The sequence below is a fragment of the Streptomyces litmocidini genome (genome assembly GCF_014649755.1).
Lineage (GTDB): Bacteria > Actinomycetota > Actinomycetes > Streptomycetales > Streptomycetaceae > Streptomyces > Streptomyces litmocidini.
This window is the reverse complement of the sequence record NZ_BMTQ01000019.1, coordinates 55,881-72,483: the sequence shown is the minus strand read 5'-3', so window position 1 is coordinate 72,483 and position 16,603 is coordinate 55,881. Positions and strand designations below refer to the sequence as shown.

Sequence of the window (16,603 nt, the reverse complement as noted above, 5' to 3'; positions counted from 1 at the left end):
GCGCGACGGCCGGGCACAGTCGGGGACCACCGGGACACCGGGAAGGGGCAGCGGGTTGACCACGCACGCACCACAAACAACGCAGTCCGTGACGCTGCCCGCCTCGCTGGACGAGGCCGTGGCAGCCCTCACCGCCATGCCGGCCGCCGTGCCCGTCGCCGGCGGCACCGACCTCATGGCGGCCGTCAACAAGGGCCAGCTCCGCCCCGCCGGACTCGTCGGCCTGAGCCGCATCAACGAGATCCGCGGCTGGCAGTACCAGGACGGGCACGCCCTCCTCGGCGCGGGCCTCACCCACGCCCGGATGGGCCGCCCCGACTTCGCCGCCCTCATCCCGGCCCTCGCCGCCGCCTCCCGCGCGGCCGGGCCGCCCCAGATCCGCAACGCGGGCACCCTCGGCGGCAACATCGTCACCGCCGCGCCCACCGGCGACTCGCTGCCCGTCCTCGCCGCCCTGGAGGCCGACCTCGTCGTCCTCGGCCCCCTCGGCAGCCGCGAGATCCCCGTCTCCCACCTCCTCGCGGGCCGCGACCTGCTCGCCCCCGGCGAGCTCGTCGGCTTCGTCCGCGTCCCGCTCCTCCACGCCCCCCAGGTCTTCCTCAAGGCCACCGGCCGCACCGGCCCGGCCCGCGCCACCGCCTCCGTCGCCGTCGTCCTCGACCCGGCCCGGCGCGGCGTGCGCTGCGCCGTCGGCGCCGTCGCGCCCATGCCGCTGCGCCCCCTGGAGGCCGAGCGCTGGATCGCCTCGCTGGTGGACTGGGACAACGACCGGGGGCTCGCGCCGGAGGCGCTCGCGGCGTTCGGCGAGTACGTCGCCGCCGCCTGCATCCCGGACCCGCCGGGCGACGAACAGTTGCCGCCGGCCGTACTGCACCTGCGGCGCACGGTCGCCGCACTCGCCCGACGGGCACTGGGGAGGGCACTGGCATGAGCGACGAGCACACGGGTCAGACGGGCGGCTGGGAGCCGATCCCGCAGAGCGAGGGCTACGACGGCGACGCGACCGCCTTCGTCCAGCTGCCGCCCGACTTCATGCTGGACGGCGTCCCCCTGGAGGCGCCGGGCCACGGCTACGTACCGCCGATGATCACCCCGCTCCAGCCGCTCGCCCCGGCGACGGACCCCGCGGCGACGGGCACCTGGACGGTGCACGCCCCGACGGAGGCGCAGCAGACGCAGTACTTCGAGGGGTACGAGGGGGGCGAGTACGGGGAGCGGGACGGCACGCCCGGGGACGGCTCGTTCCGGGAAGGACCGTTCCGGGACGGGCCGTTCCAGGAGGGACCGCTCCACGGCGGCTCGCCCCAGGACGGTTCGCTCCACGGCGGCTCGCCTCAGGACGGTTCGTTCCAGGACGGCTCGCTCCACGGCGGGCAGCACTTCCGGCCGCCGGCGTACGTCGAGAACACCGTCGAGCACGTCGAGGACCCGCAGGCGACGGCCGAGTGGCGCTTCGACGAGGCCGTGGCGCCCGCCGCGGAGCCGGGCTCCACGGGCCAGTGGCAGATCCCCGCCGTCCCGGACCCGGCCGAACAGGCCGGACCGGGGGAGCAGGGGGAGCCCGGGGAGGCCCCGGCGCCCCCCGCCCCCTACGCCGAGGCCCCGGTGACGCTGCCGGGCGGCGCGCCCGCGCCCTGGGCGCTCCCGGAGGAGCCGCCGGCACAGGAGCCGGGGGCGGCTCACGAGGCGGTGCCGGAGGCCGTGGAGGAAACCGCCCCCGAGACCGAGCCCGCCCCCGAGGCCGTGCCGGAGACCGCTCCGGACGGGGCGGCCCCCGCGGTCGCCGTGCCGACCGTCGTCGTCGACCCCGTGACCACGGACGGCGTGCACGTCACGGAGACCACGGGCAGCACGGACAGCGACGAGCACCCCCACACCTCGTACACGCTGCGGGTCAACGGCACCGACCGCCCCGTCACCGACTCCTGGATCGGCGAGTCGCTGCTCTACGTCCTGCGCGAGCGCCTCGGCCTCGCCGGAGCCAAGGACGGCTGCTCGCAGGGCGAGTGCGGCGCGTGCAACGTACAGGTCGACGGCCGGCTCGTCGCCTCCTGCCTGGTGCCCGCGGCGACCGCCGCCGGGAGCGAGGTGCGGACGGTCGAGGGCCTCGCGGTCGACGGCGAACCCTCCGACGTGCAGCGGGCGATGGCCAGGTGCGGCACCGTCCAGTGCGGCTTCTGCATCCCCGGGATGTGCATGACCGTGCACGACCTCCTGGAGGGCAACCACGCCCCCACGGAGCTGGAGACCCGCCAGGCCCTCGCCGGCAACCTCTGCCGCTGCTCCGGCTACCGCGGCGTGCTCGACGCCGTCCGGGACGTCGTCGCCGAACGCGAGGCCGCCGCGGCGACCTCGCCCGAAGCGGCCGACGAGGTCCGTGTCCCGCACCAGATTCCCCACCCGCACGACGGAGGCATGGCGTGAGCAGCGACGCGACGACCGCGGCTCTGGACACCCCCGATCAGGAACAGGCCACGCGCGGAATCGGCGCCTCCCTCCCGCAGGCCGAGGCACGGGCGAAGGCCGAGGGCACCTTCCCGTACGCCTCCGACCTGTGGGCCGAAGGGCTGCTCTGGGCCGCGATCCTGCGCTCGCCGCACCCCCACGCGCGGATCGTGTCGATCGACACCACGGCGGCGACCGCCATGCCGGGCGTACGGGCCGTGGTGACGGCCGCCGACGTCCCCGGCGCGGCGACGTACGGCCGCAGGGTCGCCGACCGGCCCGTCTTCGCCTCCGACCTGGTCCGGCACCACGGCGAGGCACTCGCGGCCGTCGCCGCCGACCACCCGGACACCGCGCGCCTCGCGGCCGCGGCGATCGCCGTCGAGTACGAGGTCCTCGAACCCGTCACCGACCCGGAGAAGGCCTTCGCGGCCGAGGCGTTGCACCCCGACGGAAACCTGATCCGGCACATCCCGCTGCGCTTCGGCGACCCCGAGGCGACGGGCGAGGTCGTCGTCGAGGGCCTGTACCGGATCGGCCGCCAGGACCCGGCGCCGATCGGAGCCGAGGCGGCCCTCGCGGTTCCGCGTCCCGACGGGGGCGTCGAGCTCTACACGGCCTCCACCGACCCGCACACCGACCGCGACCTGGCCGCCGCCTGCTTCGGCCTGCCGCCCGAGCAGGTCAAGCTCGTCGTCACCGGAGTCCCCGGCGCCACCGGCGACCGCGAGGACCCGGGCTTCCAGATCCCGCTGGGCCTCCTCGCGCTGCGCACTGGCTGCCCGGTCAAACTCACCGCCACGCGCGAGGAGTCCTTCCTCGGCCACGCCCACCGCCACCCCACCCTGCTGCGCTACCGCCACCACGCGGACGCGGAGGGACGCCTGGTGAAGGTGGAGGCGCAGATCCTGCTGGACGCGGGCGCGTACGCCGACTCCTCCTCCGAGTCCCTGGCGGCGGCCGTGGCCTTCGCCTGCGGCCCGTACGTCGTCCCGCACGCCTTCGTGGAGGGCTGGGCCGTCCGCACCAACAACCCCCCGTCCGGCCACGTGCGGGGCGAGGGCGCGATGCAGGTGTGCGCGGCGTACGAGGCCCAGATGGACAAGCTGGCCGCGAAGCTGGGCGTGGACCCGGCCGAGCTGCGCATGCGGAACGCCATGGCGACCGGCGACATCCTGCCGACGGGCCAGACGGTGACGTGCCCGGCCCCGGTGGCCGAACTCCTCGCCGCCGTACGCGACTTCCCGCTGCCCGCCCTCCCCAAGGACACCCCCGAGGGCGACTGGCTGCTGCCCGGCGGCCTGGAGGGCGCGGGCGAACCCGGCGCGGTACGGCGGGGCGTGGGCTACGCGCTCGGCATGGTGCACATGCTGGGCGCCGAGGGCACCGACGAGGTCTCGACGGCCACCGTCCGCGTCGTGGACGGGACGGCGACGGTCATCTGCTCGGCGGTGGACACCGGTTCGGGCTTCTCGACGCTCGCCCGCCAGATCGTGCAGGAGACCCTCGGCGTCGACGAGGTGCACGTCGCCCCCGTCGACACCGACCAGCCGCCGGCAGGCCCGGCCGCCCACGGCCGCCACACGTGGGTGTCGGGCGGCGCGGTCGAACGCGCCGCGAAGATGGTCCGCACGCAGCTGCTCCAGCCGCTGGCCCACAAGTTCGGCATGTCGACCGAGCTGCTCCAGATCACGGACGGCAAGATCACCTCGTACGACGGGGTCCTCTCGACCACGGTCACGGAGGCGATGGACGGCAAGGAACTCTGGGCCACCGCCCAGTGCCGCCCCCACCCCACCGAACCCCTCGACGAGTCCGGCCAGGGCGACGCCTTCGTCGGCCTCGCCTTCTGCGCGATCCGCGCGGTCGTGGACGTCGACATCGAACTCGGCGCGGTACGCGTGGTGGAGATGGCCGTCGCCCAGGACGTCGGCCGCGTCCTCAACCCCGCCCAGCTGGCCGCCCGCATCGAGGCGGGCGTCACCCAGGGCGTCGGCGCGGCCCTCACGGAGAACCTCCGCACGGCCCGCGGCCTGGTCCGCCACCCCGACTTCACGGGCTACGCACTCCCGACATCCCTGGATGCCCCGGACATTCGCATCGTGAAACTCGTCGAGGAACGCGACGTCGTGGCCCCCTTCGGCGCGAAGGCGGCGAGCGCCGTCCCCGTCGTCACCTCACCCGCCGCAGTGGCCTCAGCCGTGCGAGCGGCGACGGGCCGCCCGGTCAACCGCCTCCCGATCCGCCCCCAGGCGGCGGTCGCCGTGCCCAATTCGTAACCATGTGATGTCCGTTGCTTGTGCAACTGAGAGGTGCGGACTGTCGTCGTTCCTGACTACAGTGGACTTTTGACTTGTGCGGTACACGGCATGGTGGTTCACCGGGGGAGGAGCGCGAGCATGCTTGCTGCGATGGAAGGAATGGCGTCCGGGATGCGGACGCAGGCCGTCAAGTACAGCGCCGACTCCATGCAGAAGTTCAAGCAGGGTGTCGACGAGCTCATCACCCAGCTCAAGGGCTCCGACGCGAGCCCCGGCAAGCTCAAGGCCGACCCGGTCACCCGCACGCAGTTCGGCGGGGGAGGAGCCGCCTGGGCCGAGGCCCAGAGCGCCTACGCAGCCTATGACGAGGTCCTCGGCAAGCTGGTGGAGCTCTCCGGCCTGCTCAACGACTGCCTGGAAGGACTCGGGATCGCGGTCGTCGCCTCCAAGAACGGCATGGAGGAGATGGACGACGACATCAAGCGCAAGATGATCCAGATCCACCAGCGGACGTACGACGCCAAGGAGAAGGCGGACAAGGAGACGGGCGCCGGAGGCAACGACGCCGCCGAGGGCGACGGCTCCTTCAAGTAGTCGGGCGCGGACAGAATTTCGGGGACACGGGGAAGAGGCGAGGAATGAGGCCTGCAGAGGGCGGCGGTGGCGGCGGAACCAACTTCGCTGCCATGAAGCACGAGCAGATGCTGGCGTGGCTGGACGAGGCGAGCAGCTTCCAGGTGGGCGAAGCGGCGCGGCGACTGAAGAGCGTCTCGCAGCAGATGGCCAAGATCGCCGGTGAGCTGCGGGCCAGCATGAGGAACATGGACTGGGAGGGCGAGGCCGAAAAGGCGTTCGTCGAGTGGGCCACCAACGTGGCCAACACGACCACGAGCCTCTCGGACTACGCCGAGCACGGCGCTGTCTGCATGGAGGACAACTCGACCGCCATCGCCTCGGCCCAGAGCGCCATCCCCCGGTACACCTCGCACGAGGCGGCCAAGGCGAACCTGCAGGCGGCGCAGAAGTACCACAACGACCCCGACGCGCAGACCATCGCCCGCAACGCCAGGAACCAGATGTCCCCCAGCGAGGAGCTGGCGGCCATCGAGGCCAAGGAGAGAGAGAACCAGCAGGCGGCTGCGGCCGAGATGGAACGCCTCTCCTCCACCTACCAGTGGTCGAGCTTCCGCATGAAGAACGAGGTGCCGCCCACGTTCCCGCCGCCGCCGGGGGCGTTCGTGCCGGACTACACCGGTGATCGCGGCACGGGCAGCTACATCGGGTCCACATCGCAGAGCAGCGACCGCTCCACAGGTACGGGCACGAGCACAGGGACGCACACCACGCACACCCCGCCGCCCGGCACCCCGACCACTCCTGACGCGCCCACGGCTCCGCCCGCGGATGACCCGACCAGGCCGACGCACGTCGTCAAGCCCGAGATCCGGCCCGAGCCTTCCGTGGACCTGGGCATCGACAGCGTGAAGACGCCGCCGAAGCCGGACATCACCGTGCCGACGACGCAGCTCCCGGGCGGTCCGCCGCCGATCACGAAGCCGGACGGAGGCACGCCTCCGTTCGTGACCACCGGCGTGCCTCCGCTGACCGTCAAGGGCGGACCCGGCCCCTTCGGTCCCACCTCGCCCGTCACCGGCGGCACCGGCAACCCCCGCGGCCCGGTGACCGGCGGCCTCCGTACCGGCCCCGGCACGCCCCGCGAGGGCATCAGCGGCGGCCGCCAGGTTCCCAGCACCACGGGCCGGCCGCAGACCGGCATCCCGCGCAGCACCGTCATCGGCAACGAGCCCGCCGGGCAGGGCCGTACGGGCATGGGTCGCGGCATGGGCGGCGCGCACGGCATGGGCGGCTCCATGGGTGGCGCGTCCGGCCAGAGCGGCATCACCGGCGGCCGTCGTCTCGCCGGCGAGACCGGCGGAGTCGTCGGCGGCAAGGCGCAGCGCGCCGGTGCCGCGGGCGGCGGGAAGCCCTTCACGGCCGGCGGCTCGGGCCTCGTCCGCGGAAACGCCGCGAAGCCGGGCGAGCGCGAGGAGCAGAACGGAGAGCGTCCCGACTACCTCGTCGAGGACGAGGAGACCTGGCAGCAGGGCCGCCGCGTGGCGCCGCCCGTCATCGACTGATCAGCGCGAGGAAGCAGATGCGTACCAGCAGTGTTCGTCGGAGCAGTGTCCGGGGCGCCGCCTCGGCCGCCTTGGGGATGCTGCTGGTGGGCATCGCTTCCGTGCCTGCCCACGCGGAGAACTTCCGCGCCCAGCAATGGCACTTGGACGCCATGGGCGCGGAGGAGATCTGGCGGTTGAGCACGGGCGAGGGCGTCACCGTCGCGGTTCTCGACAGCGGTGTGGAGAAGGGGAACCCGGATCTCCGGGGCCAGGTCCTCCAGGGCAAGGATTTCGCCACGGACAAGCCGGGCGACGAGTACACCGACTACACCGGGCACGGCACGGGGATGGCCGGCCTCATCGCCGGCACGGGTGCGCGCGACGGCGGCAGCGGATCCTTCGGACTGGCGCCGGGAGCCAAGATCCTTCCCGTTCGTGTGCCCGGGGCGGACACGGGCAAGGTCAGTCAGGCGGCGGCCAACGAGGAATTCAACAGGGTCATGCCGCAGGCCATCCGCTATGCCGCCGACTCGGGGGCGAAGGTCATCAACATTTCGCAGGGCGCGTCGGAAGGTTCGACACAGCTCACCGAGGCGGTGAAGTACGCCCTGGGCAAGGGGGCGTTGGTCTTCGCAGCCACCGGGAACACCGCCGACAGGGGCAATGAGGTCGAGTACCCGGCAGCGACCCCCGGTGTCGTCGGTGTCGGCGCCGTCGACGACAAGGCGAAGCACGTCTCGACGTCCCAGTACGGCTCCCAGGTCGACCTGGTGGCCCCCGGCAAGGACATGGTGCACGCCTGCGGCGGCGGCACGGGCATGTGCAAGTCGTCCGGTACCAGTGACGCCACCGCCCTGGCCTCGGCCGCCGCGGCGCTCCTCTGGTCGAAGCACCCCGACTGGACCAACAACCAGGTCCTGAAGGTCATGCTCGACACGGCCGCGAAGCCCAAGGGCGGTGAGAAGCGCAGCGACTACATCGGCTTCGGCGCCATCCGTCCTCTTCGCACCCTGAAGACGTCGGGCGACCCCGGCCCCGCCGACGTCCGGCCCATCGACGACCTCGCCGACACCGCGACCGCGACCCCGTCCGGCTCCGCTTCCGCGGATCCCCTGCCGTCGCAGTCCACCCCCGCCCCGGCCCCCCGGGCCGCCGCAACCGACGACGCCGGCGGCAACACCGGCCTCTGGATCGGCCTCGGGATCGGTGCCGTCGTGCTGATCGGTGCCGCCGTCGCCGTACCCGTACTCCGTTCGCGGCGGGGCTGAGCCCGACCCCCTGCCGTCGGCCGTCCGTAACTCACTCATGGGGAAGTAGATGTCGTTCGACGAGGAATGGAGCCAAGTCCGCAGCGAGACCGCGGCGATGAGGCTCAACAGCGTGCCCGCCGAGGGTGGCGGCGGCGGTGGCGGTGCCAGCGACTACAAGGTGACCTCCGCCGACCTCAAGGCCATCGGCAACGAGGCCCAGGAACTCTTCCACTGGTTCGAGCGGGACGCCTTCCACGCGGGCGCCCAGACCGACACCGCCGCCAAGAGCCTCGACGGCGACGGGTTCCTGACCGGATCGGCGATGTGGACGATGTGGGACACCTGGCGCGACCAGGCCGAGGCGCTCCTCAGCGCCTGCGCGCACATCCACAACCACCTCGAGGACACCGTGGTCAGCCACGTCAACCACGAGGAGTCGCTCATCGCGAACTTCTCCATGTCCGATCTCGACAAGCACTTCACATAAGCCGGAGCCGGTGACGGCCACGACGATCGCGCACGGCTGACGAGGGAAACAGATGCTGAAGTTCGAACAGGTCCTCCATGCCAACCTCAGCGGCCTCAAAGAGGCCGTCACCGTCTGGGGGGAGACGGTGACCAAGCTGGAGAAGACCAAGGAGAAGGCCGAGACCGGCCTCCAGGGCAAGGCCGACAAGGCCGACTGGAAGGGCGAGAACGCCGGCGTGACCCAGGCGTTCGTCCGCAAGACCGCCAAGGAGTTCGGCGACGCCCTTACCGAGGCGAGCAGCATCCGCAACATCCTGCGGGACGCGCAGGGCGAGTTCCAGGCGGCCAAGTCCGAGCTGGAGAAGCTGGTCCAGGAAGCGCCGGGCAAGGGCATCCGCATCGACCCCGACGGTGTCGTCAGCTATCTGGTCCACCCCGACCGCCGCTCCAAGGACTACGACGGTCCCAAGCCCGAGCAGGCCGACTTCGAGGCGATGCGGTCGGCGATCAAGGCCGCGATCGACCGGGCGAACGACGCCGACGACGTCGCCTCCCGCGCCCTGCGCGGACTCGTCGGCAGCGACAAGATGAACTTCTCCGGCACGAGCTACGACTCCCTCAAGGCCGCCTCCAAGGCGCAGGACGCCGAGGACGCGCACGCCGCCTACGAGCTGTACAAGAAGGGCGACGACGCCACCCCCGAGGAGATCGACAAGCTCAACGCCCTGTTCAAGGCCAATCAGAAGGACCCGTACTTCGCCGAGAAGTTCGCCCTGGAGGTCGGACCGAAGGGCAGCATGGAGTACTGGGCCGACATGGGCGACCCGAGCGACGGCTCCCGGCTCGGCGTCGACCACCGCGACAAGCTGAAGGAACTCCAGACGAACTGGAGTCTGACGCTCGCCACCGCGACCCATTCCACGAGCCCCGAGATGGAGCAGTGGAAGGCCGACGTCATCAAGGCCGGCAGCGAGCCGATCCACACGCGCGGCACCAGCCCGTACGGCTTCCAGGTCATGAGCAACCTGATGCGGGTCGGCGACTACGACGACAAGTTCCTCAAGGACTACGGCACCGGGCTCGTCATCACCGAACGCAAGATGACCGGCGACGGACGCCTGCCCGCCGACCGGGCCTGGCACCAGCTGACCGGCGGCCCGAGCCATCTGAACTGGATGGGCGGAGACCTGGGCAACGACCCCATGGTCGGCTTCATGGAGGGCCTCGGGCACAACCCCAAGGCGTCCACGGACTTCTTCAACGGCGACATCGACCTCACGCCCGAGAACACCAAGGACGACAAGAAGCTCGACCCGTTCGACTACTTCACCAAGGACCGCGAGTGGCCCGAGGAGATCAACGACAAGGGTGACCGGACCAAGGAGCCCGGCTACAACGCCCTCGGTCACGCCCTGGAGTCCGCGACCACCGGCCACCCGTACGACGCCGAGGCCGAGGGCCTCAAGGACGTGCGGACCAAGGAGAACGCGGAGGTCATGCAGAAGGTCGTCGAGCGGTACGGCAGCGACCCCAAGTACATGCACGAGCAGCCGGGCATCGACGACAGCCTCGGCAAGATGGGCGCCGCCTACATCGACGAGCTGAACCGCTCCCTGGAGACGGACAGCGACACGACGATGGAGGAGAAGCGGAACTCCCCCTTCGGCTTCAACGACGGCAAGGGCGGGTCGCGGTTCGGCTCCGAGTTCGACACCGGCCTGCTCTGGAACCGCGGCGACGCCGTCAACTTCATGGGCATCGTGGCGCAGAGCGAGACCGGCCACTCCACGCTCTCGGCGGCCGAGTCGCTGTACACGACCAGCGTCCTCGACCAGGTCGGCCCCAAGCCCGGCTCCACCTTCGACGACCGGGACCTGACCGACGCGCGGACCACCCTGCGGATCGGGTCGGAGACGCAGGGAATCCTCGACGAGTCCCGCATGGCGCAGATCGACAAGGACTACGAGAAGGACTCCGAGGAGCACAAGAAGGCCGTCGGCAGGACGACCGAGTGGGTCAAGTTCGGCGTCGGCGCGGCGGCGGCCGGTGGCATCGCGGTCCTGACCGGCGGCGCCGGCGGCGTCCTGGTCCCGCTGGCCGCCGAGACGGTGGGCGGCGCGGTCACGACCGTCATCGGCATGGAGGCCGACGACATGGCGGAGAAGTACGAGAAGGACGAGCTGCTCAAGAAGAAGTCGGACGACCTCTCGGACGAGGCACTGGCCATGGGCAAGGAGAACGCCCTCCGCCCCGGCATCGCCTACGCCAACGCCCCCGGCTGGAGCGAGAAGGACCGCAACTACCTCGACGAGGAACTGGTCAAGTACGTCCGGGACTCGCGCATGCACGCCCGCGACAACTCGCTGCCCGACCCGTACGAGAAGAAGTGACGCACACAGTGACGCACACGCGGTCCGTACTGACCGGGGCCGCAACGGCCCTCGCCGTCGCCGCCGTCCTCACCGGATGCGGTGGCGGCGGCGGGGGAACGGCGAAGGAACCCGAGGGCCTGACGGCCGCCGAGACCTGCGGGGGCTTCGCCGAGGACGCCCCGGTCGCGGCGGCGCTCGAGGCCGTCCTCGGCGGCGAGCGCTTCGAGGACGATCTGTCGAAGCCGGAGAAGGCCCTCGACAGGCTGCGCGGGGACGCCGCCGCGCCGTGGGCCGACTCGTACCGGCCGCAGCCGGTGACGTACTGCGGCCTCCAGGCCGCCGAAGAGGCGTCGAAGAACCTCAAGATCGAGGTGAACGCGGTGGGGAAGGGGCCGTACCTGGGCCCGGAGCTCGCCACGTCCGTGACCTCGTACGCCACCGGGGTCGAGGCGTTCTCCTCGTCCACCCTCGGCAAGCTCTTCTTCTCCTGCCGCCTCGAGGCGCCCGCCCACCCGATCGTCGTCGAGACGGCAGTCCGGGGCCCGGCGGACGTCGAGGAGACGGACGAGGAGCAGCGCACCCGCCTGATCACCCTCGCCAACGCGGCGGCCCGGGACGTCTCGGCGAAGCTGGGCTGTGAGGGGGACGGACTGGCGACCGGCGTGCCGACCCGTGCCGCGAAGTCCTCCTGAGAAGGTTCTTCCATGCGCCCCACCGCCCACAGCATCCTGCTCCCGGTCGCCGCCCTCGCGATGGCGACGGCCGGCTGCACGTCGGGAAGCGACGACGCCGCCCCCCAGGGACAGCCGGCCTCGGAGGTCTGCGGGGGCTTCGCCCGGGAGCCCGACGCGGCCTCGGCACTCGAAGCCATCGCCGGCAAGGACGTCCGGCTGACGGCCGACCGGTCCGATCCGGAACGGGTCCTCGGCGAGCTGCGGAAGGCGGCGCGGACGCCGCAGGGCGGGAAGCAGCGCATGGAGGGCATCCCGTTCTGCACGCTGGAGGCGGCCGGGGACGAGAAGAACGTCCTGAACATCACCCTCCGGGAGGCCCTCGCCGTCCCGACGGGCGAGGCCGCGAAGACGTCCGTGACGGCCTACTCCACCGGGCGTCTCGCGACCTCGTCCGACCTTTTCGCCTCGGTCTACTTCACCTGCCGGATGCCGGCGCCCGCCCACGAGATCGTCCTCGACGCCGAACTGGAACGCGCGGACGAGAACGAGGCCGACCACGCGGGCATCAGGGACGAGCAGATCACCTTGGCCAACGCGGCGGCCCGGCACGTCGCCGCCGAGCTGGGATGTACGGGGACGGGACTGGTGAGGGGCGTGCCGGCGAAGGCGCGGCGGTAGGAGCGGGAGCTCTCACTCGTCGTAGACCGGCATGGCCGCGATCCCTCCGCCGCGTGCGACGAAGACGCGGTGGGCGTCGCTGACGAGCTGGTAGGGGCCCTTACGCTGCATTCTCAAGGTGAACAGTCTCTTGCCGGTGGTCCTCCTCAGCACCCGGACGGCACCGCCGTCGGGTTCGGGCAGCCACACCGTCTCGCCCTCCACCGCCGGGGCGGTGGGGACACCGGTTGTGCTGCGCAGATGATCCAGGAATTCCGACCACTCGATGTGGGGGATGTCGATGGTGGCGAGGGTGCTGAAGCGGGAGCCCCAGTGGCCGTCGATGGCGACGACGAATTCTCCGTCGACGGTGGGGGTGGACCAGCCCAGTTCCCGGTTGGCGAAGTTGAGCGTGTCCTTCGACCACAGATGGCCGCCCTCGTCCAGGCGTCTGGCCATCAGCTTGGGGCCGCCGAGGTAGACGGTGTTGCCGCCGATCGCGGGGACCTGGCCGTGGACGCCCTGGCCCTCGACCTTCCACACGGTCGTGCCCGTCATGGTGTCGACGACGTCGACCTGTCCGTCTCGGCCGTGGACGACGAGCCGCTTTCCGCCCGCGGCCGCCTTCGCAGGACCTTTGGGGGAACGGGGGGAGAGCATCGGACGCTCCCAAGACGTCTCCAGCGTCCAGGCGTTCACGGCACGCAGCCGGTTGTCCTTCGTCACCAGGTAGACCTGAGTGCCGTCGGCGGCGAGGACGTCGTCGGCATCGCCGCCGGTCTGCCAGACCGGGGCGCCCGTGGAGGCGACGAACGCTTTCAGGACGCCCTTCCCGTCGGCACCGACGACGAGTCGGTCGGCGACGGAGACGAAACCAGCGTCCGCGCGGATGCCTTCGGCCCGCCACCGTTCCTTGCCGTCCGTGACGGACAGGGCCAGCAGGCCGCCCGTCCTCGCCTGCACGATCAGCACGTCCCGCACGGGCAGGGGGAGGCTCCCGCGCGGGACGGTGACGTCCAGAGGGCCCCATAGGGCTTTCGGGGCTTTGCCTGGCTCGCTGTCGATGAGGGAGGCGAAGGCCGCCTCCGGGGCCGCCACGGCCGGCGGCACGTCGGCGGTCGGGGACCGCTCCCGGTTCAGCCACCAGGCCCCGGCCCCGGTGCCCGCGCCGAGCACGGCCACACCGGCCGCCGTCGTCGTGAGGAAGCGGCGCCGGGACGGCGACGAGGACGGTACGGCGGTGTCCTCGGGCGCGGCCAGACGCTTCGTGGCCGTCTCGCGCCGCTTGATGTCCTCGGCCAGCGGGCCCTTGCGCCAGGCGCGGACGGCGCCCTTCGGCGGGGCGAAGGCCTCCGCGATCCGCGGGGGAGCCGGGCGGAACGCCGGGTCCTTCGCCAGGCACGGGCCGATCAGCTCCCGGAGCTCCGGCGGCACCAGGCTCAGGTCCGGTGCCCCGTGCACGACCTCGTACTGGACCGCGGCCACGTGCGCGCCGTCGAAGGCGCGCCGCCCGCTCGCCGCGTACGCGAGGACCGCGCCGAGCGAGAACACGTCCGACACCGGGCCGACGCGCTGTCCGAGGACCTGTTCGGGAGCCCCGTACCCCGGCGTGACCGGGATCTGGCCCGTCGTCGTGAGCGTGAGGCCGTGCTCGGGGCGGGCGATGCCGAAGTCGATGATCCGGGGACCGGTGGAGGTGAGCACGATGTTCGCGGGCTTGAGGTCGCGATGGACCAGGCCGGCCGCGTGGATGTCGTGCAGCGTGCGGGCCAGCCGGGCGGCGAGGGCGCGGACCGCCGGCACGTCCATCGGGCCGTACGCGCGGACGGCCTCGTCGAGCGTCGGACCGGCGAGGAACTCGGCGGCGATCCACGGCCGTCCGCCCTCCGTCTGCGCGCCGAGGACCCGCGCCACGCCCTTGCTCGTGACGGCCCGCGCCACGTCGGCCTCGCGGACGAACCGCTGCGCGAGGTGCCGGTCGTGGGCGAGTTCGGGGCGCAGGACCTTGACGGCCGCGGTCGTACCGGTGCCGTCCCGGCCGACGTACACCTTGCCCATGCCGCCCTCGCCGAGGACGCCGAGCAGGCGGTACGGACCGAGTCGGAGCGGGTCGCCGGCGGCGAGGGGCTGTGGGGTCACGAGGCTGCTTTCCGGGTCGACGAGGTGCGAGGGCTTGGGCCGGGACGGGATCAGGCGAACGGAACGGCCACGACGGACAACGCCCCCGCCCCGAGGATCCGGGCCCGCGTTCTGTCGACGACGTACCGGGTCGCGTCCGTCGGGAACACCCAGGCCGAACGGCGGGTCGTCCGGTCGACCGCGCTCAGTCCGCCCCGGACGGGGGCGTACACGTATTTCGTTCCGACCACCGGGACACTGGTGAGTTCGGGGGACAGGCTGCGGCCCGAGGGCGCCTCCTCCCAGCGCTCGGCACCCCTGTCGGCGCTGACGACCACGAGACCGCGGCCGGCCTCGTTGGCGTGGACGAGACCGCCCGAGACGGCCGGCAATCCGAAAGAGGAGCCCTTGCCGTGTTCCCAGGCGACGGCGCCGTCGGCGAGACGCAGCGCCCGGAGGCGGTCACCGCCGAGGTACACGTGCCGGTCGTCGGTCGCGAGCTGGCCGGGCCGGTAGTGCAGGGAGTCCTCGAGCGGGATGCTCCGCAGCCACAGTCGGCGCCCGGTGCGCACGTCCCGTACCTGGAGGTCGAACGATTTGAGGTCGCCGCTGTTCTTGGCGAGGAGCAGCAGGCCGCCGACGATTCGGGAGAGCCAGAGGCGGGAGTCGTCCCACGTGGACGGCTGCCGCCAGACTTCCTTGCCCGTGCGCAGGTCGACGGAGATCAGGTACCGGCCGGTGTGGTTGCCGGACCCTCCGTCATCGATGTGGGAGGTGGCGTAGAGCCGCCCGCCGGACGCGGTGAGGACGTTCGTGCCGAATCGGGAGCCTTCGAAGCCCTTGAGCTCGATGGACCGGGCCGCCTCTTTGCCGGTGCGGGGCGCGAGCGTGCGGATCTGCAGCGCGACGGTGCCGTCGTTGGGGCGCCCGGTCGTGTAGAAGTACGTTCCGTCCGTGGTGATCTGGTTCGGCTGCGGGGTCCTGTCGGCCCACAGTTCGGTGCCCTTCGAGGTGTTCAGTGCCCGGAACGCCGCCGTCCCCGCGAACCCCACGACGTCCCCCGCGAGCAGCGGAGTGATGCTCTCCCCGCTGTCCAGGTGCTCCCCCCGCCACAGCGCCGCCGGCGCCCCGTCCCCCGCCGTCGCCGTCGCGGCCGGGACGGCGGTCGGACCCGCGGTGGGCGGATTGCTCCCGGCGTCGTCCCGCGCGCTCAGCCACGTCCACGCCCCCGCCCCCGCGCCCGCGAGGCCCAGCACGGAGCCGCCGCCCAGGAGGAGGGCGCGGCGGCGTGAGAGCGGGGTGTGGGAAACGGTCTCGGACACGGCGGATCCCGCCGGTGCCGGCAGGCGGTGGGGCGTGTGCAGCCAGACGTCCGTCGCACGGCGGGCGATGTCGGCGAGGAGGAGGGGCGGCAGGTGGTCCGCGAAGTCGCCGTGGCCGTCGTGGAGGTGTTCCGTCAGGGTGCCCGTGGTGGGGCGGGACGACGGGTCCTTGGACAGGCAGGCCGTCAGGAGGGGTACGAGGGCTTCCGGGACGCCGGTGAGGTCGGGTTCGGCGTGGCGGACGCGGTAGAGGAGGTCGGCGGGGGAGCCCGTGCCGAAGGGGCCGTGGCCGGTGGCGGCGAAGACGAGGACGCCGGCCAGGGCGAACACGTCGCCCGCCGCGGTGTGTTCCTCGCCGCTCGCCTGCTCCGGCGACATGAAGGCGGGCGTGCCGGCCGCCGCCCCCGTGCGGGTGAGGTGGTCGTCGCCGGCCGCGCGGGCGATGCCGAAGTCGATGACCTTCGGGCCGTACGCGGTGACGAGGACGTTCGAGGGCTTCAGGTCGCGGTGGACCACGTCCGAGGAGTGCAGCTGGGCGAGGGCCCCGGCGAGTGCGGCGCCGAGGGCGCGGACGGTCGGTTCGGGGAGCGGGCCCCCGAGCGCGACGGCGTCGTCGAGCGGCGGCCCCAGGACGTACTCGGTGGCCAGCCACGGTGTCTCGGCCAGCGGGTCGGCGTCGACGACGGCCGCTCCGTGCCGCGCGCCGATGATCCGTGCCGCGTCCGTCTCCAGGCGGAAGCGGCTGCGGAAGGCCGGGTCGGTGGCCAGGCGCGCGTGCACGGTCTTGAGGGCGACCGTGCGGCCGCCGGGCGTGCGCGCCAGGTAGACCGTGCCCATGCCGCCGGAGCCGAGGCGGGCGAGGAGGCGGTACGTGGCGACGGCGGCCGGGTCGTCGTGGGTCAGGGGCGACAGCATG

At 72.4% G+C, this 16,603-nt stretch carries 12 protein-coding genes; 10 read left to right on the top strand and 2 right to left on the bottom strand.

Translation table 11 applies throughout. The annotated features are described in order from the left end of the window. Positions 1 to 55 precede the first annotated feature (55 nt). The 10 genes from IE180_RS30835 to IE180_RS30790 all read left to right on the top strand — a co-directional run bounded on the left by IE180_RS30835 (position 56) and on the right by IE180_RS30790 (position 12,268). The gene (locus tag IE180_RS30835) at positions 56 to 931 is read left to right on the top strand and encodes an FAD binding domain-containing protein (RefSeq protein WP_093875856.1); all 876 of its coding nucleotides are present in this window, start codon (positions 56 to 58) and stop codon (positions 929 to 931) included. Further along, the gene (locus IE180_RS30830) at positions 928 to 2,424 is read left to right on the top strand and encodes a (2Fe-2S)-binding protein (protein WP_190160247.1); all 1,497 of its coding nucleotides are present in this window, start codon (positions 928 to 930) and stop codon (positions 2,422 to 2,424) included. Before IE180_RS30835 ends, IE180_RS30830 begins: the two co-directional genes overlap by 4 nt. Further along, entirely contained in the window at positions 2,421 to 4,724 is a 2,304-nt protein-coding gene (locus IE180_RS30825) for a xanthine dehydrogenase family protein molybdopterin-binding subunit (RefSeq protein WP_190160246.1), read from the top strand. The genes IE180_RS30830 and IE180_RS30825 overlap by 4 nt, the downstream gene beginning before the upstream one ends. Positions 4,725 to 4,844: 120 nt before the next feature. Next, positions 4,845 to 5,300, top strand: a complete 456-nt coding sequence (locus tag IE180_RS30820; protein ID WP_229861063.1) for a DUF2563 family protein — start codon at positions 4,845 to 4,847, stop codon at positions 5,298 to 5,300. A 92-nt stretch (positions 5,301 to 5,392) separates the two neighbouring features. Continuing rightward, positions 5,393 to 6,844: a WXG100 family type VII secretion target gene (locus IE180_RS30815; RefSeq protein WP_229861061.1), complete on the top strand. Its 1,452-nt coding sequence runs from the start codon at positions 5,393 to 5,395 to the stop codon at positions 6,842 to 6,844. Positions 6,845 to 6,861: 17 nt separating this feature from the next. Continuing rightward, the gene (gene mycP, locus IE180_RS30810; RefSeq protein WP_190160244.1) at positions 6,862 to 8,094 is read left to right on the top strand and encodes a type VII secretion-associated serine protease mycosin; all 1,233 of its coding nucleotides are present in this window, start codon (positions 6,862 to 6,864) and stop codon (positions 8,092 to 8,094) included. A 49-nt stretch (positions 8,095 to 8,143) separates the two neighbouring features. Then, the gene (locus tag IE180_RS30805; RefSeq protein ID WP_190160243.1) at positions 8,144 to 8,563 is read left to right on the top strand and encodes a hypothetical protein; all 420 of its coding nucleotides are present in this window, start codon (positions 8,144 to 8,146) and stop codon (positions 8,561 to 8,563) included. 52 nt (positions 8,564 to 8,615) lie between these two features. Then, positions 8,616 to 10,934 (top strand): DUF6571 family protein, encoded by a 2,319-nt coding sequence (locus tag IE180_RS30800; protein ID WP_190160242.1) that lies wholly within the window; start codon positions 8,616 to 8,618, stop codon positions 10,932 to 10,934. Between the two features lie 8 nt (positions 10,935 to 10,942). Then, positions 10,943 to 11,608, top strand: coding sequence for a hypothetical protein (locus IE180_RS30795; RefSeq protein WP_190160241.1), 666 nt, complete (start codon positions 10,943 to 10,945; stop codon positions 11,606 to 11,608). 12 nt (positions 11,609 to 11,620) lie between these two features. Further along, a complete protein-coding gene (locus IE180_RS30790) occupies positions 11,621 to 12,268 on the top strand; it encodes a hypothetical protein (RefSeq protein WP_190160240.1) in 648 nt (215 codons plus the stop codon). 12 nt (positions 12,269 to 12,280) lie between these two features. Here IE180_RS30790 and IE180_RS30785 read toward each other — a convergent pair whose 3' ends face one another. Continuing rightward, a complete protein-coding gene (locus IE180_RS30785) occupies positions 12,281 to 14,386 on the bottom strand; it encodes a serine/threonine-protein kinase (protein WP_190160239.1) in 2,106 nt (701 codons plus the stop codon). Between the two features lie 50 nt (positions 14,387 to 14,436). After that, the gene (locus tag IE180_RS30780) at positions 14,437 to 16,602 is read right to left on the bottom strand and encodes a serine/threonine-protein kinase (protein ID WP_190160238.1); all 2,166 of its coding nucleotides are present in this window, start codon (positions 16,600 to 16,602) and stop codon (positions 14,437 to 14,439) included. Between the last annotated feature and the right edge of the window lies 1 nt (position 16,603).